This window comes from Anaerolineales bacterium (assembly GCA_037382465.1).
Taxonomy (GTDB): domain Bacteria; phylum Chloroflexota; class Anaerolineae; order Anaerolineales; family E44-bin32; genus WVZH01.
In genome coordinates this window covers 22,637-30,386 of sequence record JARRPX010000064.1, presented here as the reverse complement: position 1 = coordinate 30,386, position 7,750 = coordinate 22,637, and the positions used below count along the sequence as shown (strand labels likewise).

The following is a 7,750-nucleotide window of genomic DNA, read 5'->3' as shown; positions in this document are numbered from 1 at the left end:
AGGATTCGTCATTCACTCCTTGCGAATTCCACCACGATACGCGCCAGATGCCGGATGCCCTTGAGGAAGCTTTCCAGATCGATATTCTCGTTCGGGCTGTGGACCTGCGATCCCGGATAGCTGATTCCGGCAGTGGCGACGGGCACTTTCAACGTGTGGATGAACGGATGATTGGGACCCGAGCCGCCGGACATGGGCACGACGATCTGGGGTACGCCGTACACCGGACGGGCACTCTCGACGACCAGCGCGAGGAATTCATCGTCCAGCGGCGTGCGTGCGGGTGGTTCGCCGCCGAGATAGGTAATTTCCACGTCATCGAAGCACTGCTCATCCAGATGGTTGCGCAAGCGCAGCACGACTTCGTCCGGGTCCTGATCGGGAACCAGGCGGAAATCGACTTTGGCGCTGGCTCGGGCGGGAAGCACGGTCTTCGAGCCGGGACCCTGATAGCCGGAGGTGAGACCGCAGATGGTGCAGGTGGGGCTGAAGATGCTTTCGCGTTGGAGTTCCAATCCACCCTGCAAGCCTTTGATGAAACCGTCCAGTTCGTAGCGCGAGCGGTATTCTTCCGCCGAATCGGGAAGTGCTTCCAGCAGTTCGAGGTCAAGCTCGCTGGGTGGGACTACCCGGTCGTAGAAGCCGGGGATGCGGATGTGTTCGTCGCGGCCTTTGAGTGAGTTCAAAGCCCAGGTCAGGCGCCAGGCGGCGTTGGGGAAGATCGATCCGCCTGTGCCGGAGTGTGCATCGCGGCTGGCAGTTTGCACGCTCAGTTCGACGTAGCAAATTCCTCGCAAACCCGCGACCTGAACGGGCGTTCCCTCGTGGTTGACGCCGCCGAATTCCCAGATGCAGGCGTCGGCGGCCAGGCGATCGGCGTGGGTCTCGACGAAAGCGGGTAGGTTGGGGCTGCCGATGTCCTCCTCGCCTTCGATCACGAATTTGACATTGCAGGGCAGTTCGTCGTCGATCGAAAGCAGCGCGTCGATCGCGGCCAGGCGGCCCATGATCTGCCCCTTATCGTCGCTGACGCCGCGGGCGTACATTTTCCCTTCGCGAATGTCCGCATCGAAAGGCGGCGTTTCCCACAGCTCGAGCGGTTCCGGCGGCTGCACGTCGTAATGGTTGTAGAAAAGCAGCGTGCGTTCCGAGCGGCCGGAGCGTTCGGCGACTACGACGGGAAATCCTGCGCTGGGCAGGATTTCGCTTTGAAAGCCGCGTTTCTCCAGCATCTGCCGGACGAATTGAGCGCATTCCTTCATTCCGAGTCCCTGTGCCGATACGCTGGGGTGTGCGCAAAGCTGTCCCAGCTCGGCAAGCGTCTGATCGAACTGCGCTTCGATGGCTGCGTCTATGGCTTGGTAATCGGTCATGTGTATACCTCCTCAGAGACTTCGATTATAGCGCGTGCATTAACTGCGAGTCGAATCTATAATCAGAGGGAACGGAGGTAAACATGCATATCTATGACGTTTCTGTCCCCATTGAAAACGGAATGCCGACCTGGCCGGGCGAGACACCACTGGATCTCGAGCGCGTCGAGTTCATCTCCAAAGGCGCGCACGCCAACGTTTCCAAGATATCGAGCAGCGTGCATCTCGGCACGCATGTAGACGCACCGATTCACTTCATCGAAGGCGGCAGCGGTGTTGAAGATTTATCGCTGCGCTCGCTCAACGGTCGGGCGTACGTGGTCGAACTGCCCAAGGCCAAGGTGATCGACGCCGAAACACTCGAAAAGGCGAACATTCCCCCGAGGACCAAACGCGTGCTCTTCAAGACGCGCAATTCGAAATTTTGGCCGCGCGAACGCACGTTTCGGGAGGATTTCAGCGCCGTGGATGCCAGCGGTGCGGCCTGGCTGGTGCAGAAGAACGTGGTCCTTGTGGGCATCGACTACCTTTCCATCGCACCCTTCGGAAAAGGACTTGAAACCCACCGCATCCTGCTGGGCAACGACGTGGTGATCATCGAAGGCATGGATTTGAGCAAGGTCGATCAAGGTCGCTACATGCTGCACTGCCTGCCGGTCAAACTGGTCGGCAGCGACGGCGCGCCGTCACGGGCGATATTGATCGGCGTGTAAAGATCGAATCGTTTTTCAATGGAGACGGGTATGAACGCAGCGGATATTCTTGTACTCGTTGTCGGCGTCCTGCTTGCGGCTGGAATTGCGCTCGGCGTGCGTTATTTCCTGCACGGAAAACGGTTCGTGCTCCACGAAAGCGGCACACGGTTTATCATTAAACCCGATCGTGATCCACCGGGTGATGCCGATCTGGAAGCCTCGTTCAGCAGCGAACAGATCGAGGAGATGGTCAAGTCGAAACTGGCCGAACATGCGGATTTACTCGACACGCATTTCGATTTCCGCACCTCACCCGATGGAATGCTGGAGATCGTATTCGGCGAGCGTACGTATCATGATGTGAGTCAAATCCCGGACGAACGCGTGCGCCGGGCGATCGCCGAGGCGGTGGCGGAGTTCAATCGCGAGTGAGTGTTTGAGTATTAATCATCTTTTCAAGCAAGGAAGTATCACCGACAGATGTTTTGTCGGTGTTCCTTATTTACCTGATGCCCGGTCAACGAGGAGAGTTTACTTCCAGGGCGACGTCCGGCCGGGGTGTGAGCTGCGCATCCATCCTCAGCCGATCTGCGATCTGTGCCAGGCTTTCGCCCGTGAGCGGGTGGCGGAAATCGGGCGCTAACTCCGCGATGGGGACGATCAGGTGCGGGCGCAGGAGCAGTCCGGGATCGGGCAGCGTGAGTTCGCGGCTCTCGAACACCCAATCTCCCAGCAGGCACAAATCCAGGTCGATCTGGCGCGGGGCGTATTTATCATCGCTCCGCACGCGTCCCATCGCGGCTTCGATCTTCCGCAGTTCCGCCCGGATTTCCAGCGGCTCGAGATCCGTGGCGATCAGGGCAGCGGCGTTGAGGAAATCGGGCTGCGGCGTGGGACCGACGGACGGATTCTGATAGACCATGGAAACGGCGAGGACTTCGCCGACCTTCGCCAGTTGGTCGACGGCCAGGGGTAGATTTTTTTCGGGTTCGATATTGGATCCCAGGGAGACGAAGGCTTTCTCGGACATAGAAACGAATCCTTATTTCGAACGATCCTGCATTGCCGTTTGGATGCGCCGCAGCCCCTCGCGCAGACGCGAGCGCGGCAGGCCGAAGTTGATGCGGATAAAACCGGGTCCGCCGAAATCGACGCCGTCCCACATGTCCACGCCGGCCTGCAGGAAAAATTCACCGGGATTTTCGATTTCAGCCGCACGGGTATCGATCCAGGCCAGGTAGGTGGCTTCGACGGGGGTCGTGGATAGGTCCGGCGCAGCGTTGATTGCCTCGAAGACGAGGTCACGGTTGCCGCGTAGATAATCGAGCAGGGCTTGATGCCACTCCGCGCCGTCCCGATAGGCAGCCAGACAGGCGGTGTATCCCAACGCGTTCACGTGCGGAACGATCCCGGCGATCGCTTTCTTGAAAGTCCGCCGCAAGTGGTCGTCCGAAACGATGGCGAAGGCCACACCGATTCCGGCCAGGTTGAACGTCTTGCTGGGGGACATGAAAGTGAGCGTGTGTGCGGCGACTTCGGGACTCAGCGTGGCGATGGGCAGGTGCTCGACGCCCGGCTCGAGGATCAGTTCGCAGTGAATCTCGTCGGCGCAGATGACGAGATCGTGGCGCAGGCAGAATTCAGCGAGCGCCTCCAATTCCTGGCGGGAGAATGCCCGGCCGACGGGATTGTGGGGGTTGCAAAGCATGAACAGTCTCGTTTTCGGCGTGACCGCCGCTTCGAGTGCTTCGAAATCGAAAGTCCAGCGCTCTCCATCCAACTGCAGCGGCGCGGTGCGCAGTTCGCGCCGCATGTTTTTCGGTGCGCTCAAAAACGGTGGATAGACCGGCACGGCGCTGAGTACCTGGTCGCCCACATCGCCGGCGGCGCGGCAGGCGGCGTTCAATCCGGGAACCAATCCCGGCAGCCAGACGATCCATTCTTCTTCGATTTCCCAGGCGTATTTCTTTTCCAGGCGGGCCTGGATGGTCGCTGTTAGTTCTCGTGTGGGATAGCTGTAGCCGAAGACTCCGTGATCGACCCGCGCCCGCAGCGCATCGAGGACAGCCGGCGGTGAAGCAAAGTCCATGTCCGCCACCCCGAGGGGGATGACGTCCTCGGCGTCCGCTTTAGACCACTTCCAACTGCCCGTCCCGCGGCGGTCGATGATGCGGTCGAAATCATAGTCCTCTGGCATCGAGGATCTCCAATCTTGAGGGCATGCTGTGCTGCTCGTTTATCTCTGATCGCTTACGACGAGGGAAAATCGCCGCGCCGCCGTTCGATCTCGACTCCGACGGAGCGGGCGAAGCGCAGGGCGCCCGGTTTTTCGAGGCGCACGCGGACGCGCTCCACGCCGTCCGCTTCCAGGCAGATGCGGGCGACGTCGGCCGCCAGCGCTTCGACGGTGAAGCGCTGGCTCGTCTCGACGTGTTGGATGATCTGTTTGGTGATCGTGCGGTAGTTGATCGAATCGGCGATCTCGTCGCTCTCGCCGGCCGGGCGCAGATCGCCGAACAGCATGACGTTGATCAGGATGTCCTGGCGCTTCTCACGCTCCCAATCGTTGATGCCGATGATACCGCGCAGGAGCAGGTCTTTGATCAGGATGCGGTCTTCTTCCATCGACTTCTCCGTTTGATCGTTTGAATGCGGGTCGCCTCGGACGATATTGTACCGCCGTTTGACGGCCGTCAGATGTGGTAGTATTCAGCGTAGGTAAATTCGGGAGGATCCCATGCACGATATCGAGGCTGCTGCTGAATTATTGAGTGGAGTCGGAATTGCCAAACCGGAAATTGAAGAAGCGGTGCGAACGTTGCTCACTGCTTTCGGCGAGGACGCCTGCCGGGAGGGTTTGGAGCGTACGCCGGAACGCGTGGCGCGTATGTGGGACGAGCTCCTGGCGGGGTATCGCGTCGATCCGTATGCCCTGATCAACGAAGCCGTGTTCGACGTCGAGTACGACCAGATGGTCATCGTCAAGGACATCGAATACTATTCGATGTGCGAGCATCACCTGCTTCCCTTCCTCGGACGGGCGCACGTCGCCTATCTTCCGACCGATAAAGTAATTGGCCTGTCGAAAATCCCTCGCGTGGTGGACCTGTTCGCCCGACGCCTGCAGGTGCAGGAGCGCATGACGCGGCAGATCGCGGATTTCCTCGAAGCCGCCATCCATCCCCAGGGTGTCGCCGTGGTGGTGGAAGGACTGCATTTGTGCTCGAAAATCCGTGGCGTGAAAAAATCCAGCGCACGTATGGTCACCAGCGCGATGACGGGTTCGTTCCAGACGAACGAGCTCACGCGCAACGAATTCCTGGAACACATCTCCAGGGACACGTCTGCAGTATCGCTGTAAAACCACTACGGGTTTCACTCTTCCGGCAGTTCGAATTTAACCCCATGGACGGGCAGCGTCGATCCGCCGTCGATCAGAATGACCTGACCGCGGATCATGCTCGCCTCTTCGCTGCACAGAAATGCGACCAGCCCGGCGACGTCTTCCGGGGTCACCAGCCGGCCGGCGGGCGTCGCTTCGATCGCCTGCGGAATCACGGTGTTATCTTTGAGCACATCGAAATGCTGCAAGGCGTCGGTCTCGACGATACCCGGGGATATTGCATTGACCACGATGCCCAGCGGGGATAACTCCACAGCCAGGTAACGCGTCAAAGCTTCGAGGGCGGCTTTGCTGGCGCCGACGACGACGTAGTCCGGCAGCACGCGGAACGAGCCGGGGCTGCTGATGGCGACGATGTGCCCACCGCCCCGGGATTCCATCAGCGGAGCGGCGCGTTGGCCGCCGAAAAGCAGGGCGCGGGCATTGATGTTCATCGTCCAGTCCCAGCCTTTTGGTTTTTGCTGCAGAACCGGCCGGTTGTACCCCGATGCGGCGTTGGAGACGAAGATGTCCAATCCGCCGTATTCCGCTTCGACGGTATCGAAGAGCTGGTCGATTCCCTCGATCTCGCCGATGTTGGCTTTCACGACGATGGCTTTACGACCCAGAGCGCGAATGGCTTCGGCCGTCTCTTCGGCCGGATCTCGATTGCGAAAGAAATTCACCACGAGATCTGCGCCCTCTTCTGCAAAACGCAGCGCAATCGTTCGCCCGATTCCTCTTCCCGAACCCGTTACCAATGCAACTTTACCTTCGAACCGCATTCACGCCTCCTGGACTCGCGTCAACATTGTTAACCCTTAAATGATACCATCAGAGCTGGTGAAGTTGCGCTACCACGGATAATGCCGGCATTGTTGATTCCAGGCTCGTTGATTGTGGTAGCATGGGGATTGTGGAATTCCAGGAAACACTCGCCGAAATCGAACGGGAAATGGACCTCGCAGAAGAGTCCCGGCGTCGGGGCAGGGAAGGCCGCGCCCGCGTTTGTGCGCGGCGGGCGGCGGGTATGGCGGTGGCTGTGTTCCAAGAACGGAAGACCGGCGTGCGACCGCAGGCGAATTTCTATCGCCTGCTGCGATGGTTCCAACAAGCCGATGATGTCCCCGACCGGTTGAAGCAAGCCGCGGCGCGATTGACCACCCGGGTGAGGTCCGATTATTCGCTGCCGCATCCTGACGATCCGCTGCAGGATGCGCGCACACTCATTGAGGCGTTGCTGTCGGAAGACGAAGACAAACATTGACATGAGGCAAGAGCAGAACAAACATCGAAGGGAACGCGACCTGCGTCGCTATGCCCACACGACGCAGGCTCGATTGATCCTCGGTGGCGTGTTGATCCTGCTCATCGTGGGCAACGGGCTCATCCGTTGGGTGTATGGCGCGGGCGCACTGCGCATGTCGCTGTTGTGCACCTTCGCAGGTTTGGCGCCCGTGGTTTTGATCGTCATATGGCTGTGGCTCATGGAGCGAATCGTTGAAAGGAATCGACGTGGCTAAAATTCAGCAGATCCAACCCGAAGGGCCGGGCTTGTTGTACCGCATCCGTCCCGGAAGCGACCCCACACAGCCGCTGGTGATCATGCTGCATGGCTGGACCGGTGACGAAAAAGGGATGTGGGTCTTCGAAAAGGTCCTGCCGGAAACCTGGTGGATCGCCGCGTTTCGCGGGCTGTATCCTTCGCCCACCGGCGGCTTCAGCTGGACTGCGGAAACCCCGAGCGACGATCCGAGGCTCTCCGATTATGTGTCGAGTGTCTCAGCGCTGCAGCACACCATCGTGGACATCGATGGCCGGTTCAAACTCCAACGCGACTGTGTCGTGCTCATGGGATTCAGCCAGGGGGCGGCCGTGGCGTTCGCCGTTCCGGCCCTGACGGATTGGAAACCGGCGGCAATCGTATCCCTGGCCGGATTCATGACCAGAGATACGAGTTTCAAAGCCGCCGGGCTTCCTGTTTTCGTGGGACACGGGATCCGCGATGAAATCGTCCCGATCCATCTGGTGCGCGCCATCGTCGAACGGCTGCGAAGCCTGGGGGCGCAAGTCCAATACTGCGAGGCGGACGTGGGTCACAAGGCGGGTTTGGAATGTGCCCGCGGTCTAAAATTCTGGCTGCAGCGCACGTTGTCAAGAACGTAAATCCGTCCTTAATGTATTCCCCGCGAACGATCGGGTTTGTTTACTTACGATTTCTTGATAAATAGGCGTCGAGAGGTGCTTCGTTCTCCCCGTTTCATGATAAGATCATGGGGTTATACCCCTGAATCCTCCCT

11 protein-coding genes are annotated in these 7,750 nt (G+C 59.4%); 6 read left to right on the top strand and 5 right to left on the bottom strand.

From position 1 onward, the window contains the following. Nucleotides 1-8 precede the first annotated feature (8 nt). Nucleotides 9-1,373: a M20/M25/M40 family metallo-hydrolase gene (locus P8Z34_14060; protein MEJ2551797.1), complete on the bottom strand. Its 1,365-nt coding sequence runs from the start codon at nt 1,371-1,373 to the stop codon at nt 9-11. Between the two features lie 83 nt (nt 1,374-1,456). Between P8Z34_14060 and P8Z34_14055 the strand changes: the two genes are divergently transcribed. Together P8Z34_14055 and P8Z34_14050 are read left to right on the top strand one after the other, a co-directional pair. Next, on the top strand, nt 1,457-2,086 hold the full coding sequence (locus P8Z34_14055) for a cyclase family protein (protein ID MEJ2551796.1): 630 nt from the start codon (nt 1,457-1,459) through the stop codon (nt 2,084-2,086). Between the two features lie 30 nt (nt 2,087-2,116). Then, a complete protein-coding gene (locus tag P8Z34_14050) occupies nt 2,117-2,500 on the top strand; it encodes a hypothetical protein (protein MEJ2551795.1) in 384 nt (127 codons plus the stop codon). A gap of 85 nt (nt 2,501-2,585) precedes the next feature. Here the strand turns inward: P8Z34_14050 and folK are convergent, their stop codons facing one another. Genes folK through P8Z34_14035 form a run of 3 tightly spaced genes read right to left on the bottom strand, consistent with a single transcriptional unit; the run spans nt 2,586 to nt 4,693 of the window. Further along, complete coding sequence (gene folK / locus P8Z34_14045) at nt 2,586-3,098, bottom strand: 2-amino-4-hydroxy-6-hydroxymethyldihydropteridine diphosphokinase (GenBank protein MEJ2551794.1); 513 nt, start codon at nt 3,096-3,098, stop codon at nt 2,586-2,588. 12 nt (nt 3,099-3,110) lie between these two features. Next, entirely contained in the window at nt 3,111-4,265 is a 1,155-nt protein-coding gene (locus P8Z34_14040) for a PatB family C-S lyase (protein ID MEJ2551793.1), read from the bottom strand. Between the two features lie 53 nt (nt 4,266-4,318). Then, entirely contained in the window at nt 4,319-4,693 is a 375-nt protein-coding gene (locus P8Z34_14035) for a dihydroneopterin aldolase (protein MEJ2551792.1), read from the bottom strand. A 112-nt stretch (nt 4,694-4,805) separates the two neighbouring features. Here P8Z34_14035 and folE point away from each other — a divergent pair, with 112 nt between their 5' ends. Continuing rightward, nucleotides 4,806-5,429: a GTP cyclohydrolase I FolE gene (gene folE / locus P8Z34_14030; GenBank protein MEJ2551791.1), complete on the top strand. Its 624-nt coding sequence runs from the start codon at nt 4,806-4,808 to the stop codon at nt 5,427-5,429. A 14-nt stretch (nt 5,430-5,443) separates the two neighbouring features. On the opposite strand, the gene fabL is transcribed toward folE, so the two are convergent. Further along, nucleotides 5,444-6,235 (bottom strand): enoyl-[acyl-carrier-protein] reductase FabL, encoded by a 792-nt coding sequence (fabL, locus tag P8Z34_14025; GenBank protein MEJ2551790.1) that lies wholly within the window; start codon nt 6,233-6,235, stop codon nt 5,444-5,446. Between the two features lie 122 nt (nt 6,236-6,357). Here fabL and P8Z34_14020 point away from each other — a divergent pair, with 122 nt between their 5' ends. Genes P8Z34_14020 through P8Z34_14010 form a run of 3 tightly spaced genes read left to right on the top strand, consistent with a single transcriptional unit; the run spans nt 6,358 to nt 7,616 of the window. Continuing rightward, nucleotides 6,358-6,717, top strand: coding sequence for a hypothetical protein (locus P8Z34_14020; GenBank protein ID MEJ2551789.1), 360 nt, complete (start codon nt 6,358-6,360; stop codon nt 6,715-6,717). A gap of 1 nt (nt 6,718) precedes the next feature. Beyond that, the gene (locus P8Z34_14015) at nt 6,719-6,973 is read left to right on the top strand and encodes a hypothetical protein (protein MEJ2551788.1); all 255 of its coding nucleotides are present in this window, start codon (nt 6,719-6,721) and stop codon (nt 6,971-6,973) included. Further along, nucleotides 6,966-7,616 (top strand): hypothetical protein, encoded by a 651-nt coding sequence (locus tag P8Z34_14010; protein ID MEJ2551787.1) that lies wholly within the window; start codon nt 6,966-6,968, stop codon nt 7,614-7,616. The genes P8Z34_14015 and P8Z34_14010 overlap by 8 nt, the downstream gene beginning before the upstream one ends. The last annotated feature ends 134 nt before the right edge of the window (nt 7,617-7,750 follow it).

Coding starts and splice junctions, on each gene's coding strand:
- P8Z34_14050 (MEJ2551795.1), top strand. CDS start 2,117: ATGAACGCAGCGGATATTCTTGTACTCGTTGTCGGCGTCCTGCTTGCG.
- P8Z34_14015 (MEJ2551788.1), top strand. CDS start 6,719: ATGAGGCAAGAGCAGAACAAACATCGAAGGGAACGCGACCTGCGTCGC.
- P8Z34_14040 (MEJ2551793.1), bottom strand. CDS start 4,265: ATGCCAGAGGACTATGATTTCGACCGCATCATCGACCGCCGCGGGACG.
- fabL (MEJ2551790.1), bottom strand. CDS start 6,235: ATGCGGTTCGAAGGTAAAGTTGCATTGGTAACGGGTTCGGGAAGAGGA.
- P8Z34_14035 (MEJ2551792.1), bottom strand. CDS start 4,693: ATGGAAGAAGACCGCATCCTGATCAAAGACCTGCTCCTGCGCGGTATC.
- P8Z34_14020 (MEJ2551789.1), top strand. CDS start 6,358: ATGGGGATTGTGGAATTCCAGGAAACACTCGCCGAAATCGAACGGGAA.
- P8Z34_14055 (MEJ2551796.1), top strand. CDS start 1,457: ATGCATATCTATGACGTTTCTGTCCCCATTGAAAACGGAATGCCGACC.
- folE (MEJ2551791.1), top strand. CDS start 4,806: ATGCACGATATCGAGGCTGCTGCTGAATTATTGAGTGGAGTCGGAATT.
- folK (MEJ2551794.1), bottom strand. CDS start 3,098: ATGTCCGAGAAAGCCTTCGTCTCCCTGGGATCCAATATCGAACCCGAA.
- P8Z34_14060 (MEJ2551797.1), bottom strand. CDS start 1,373: ATGACCGATTACCAAGCCATAGACGCAGCCATCGAAGCGCAGTTCGAT.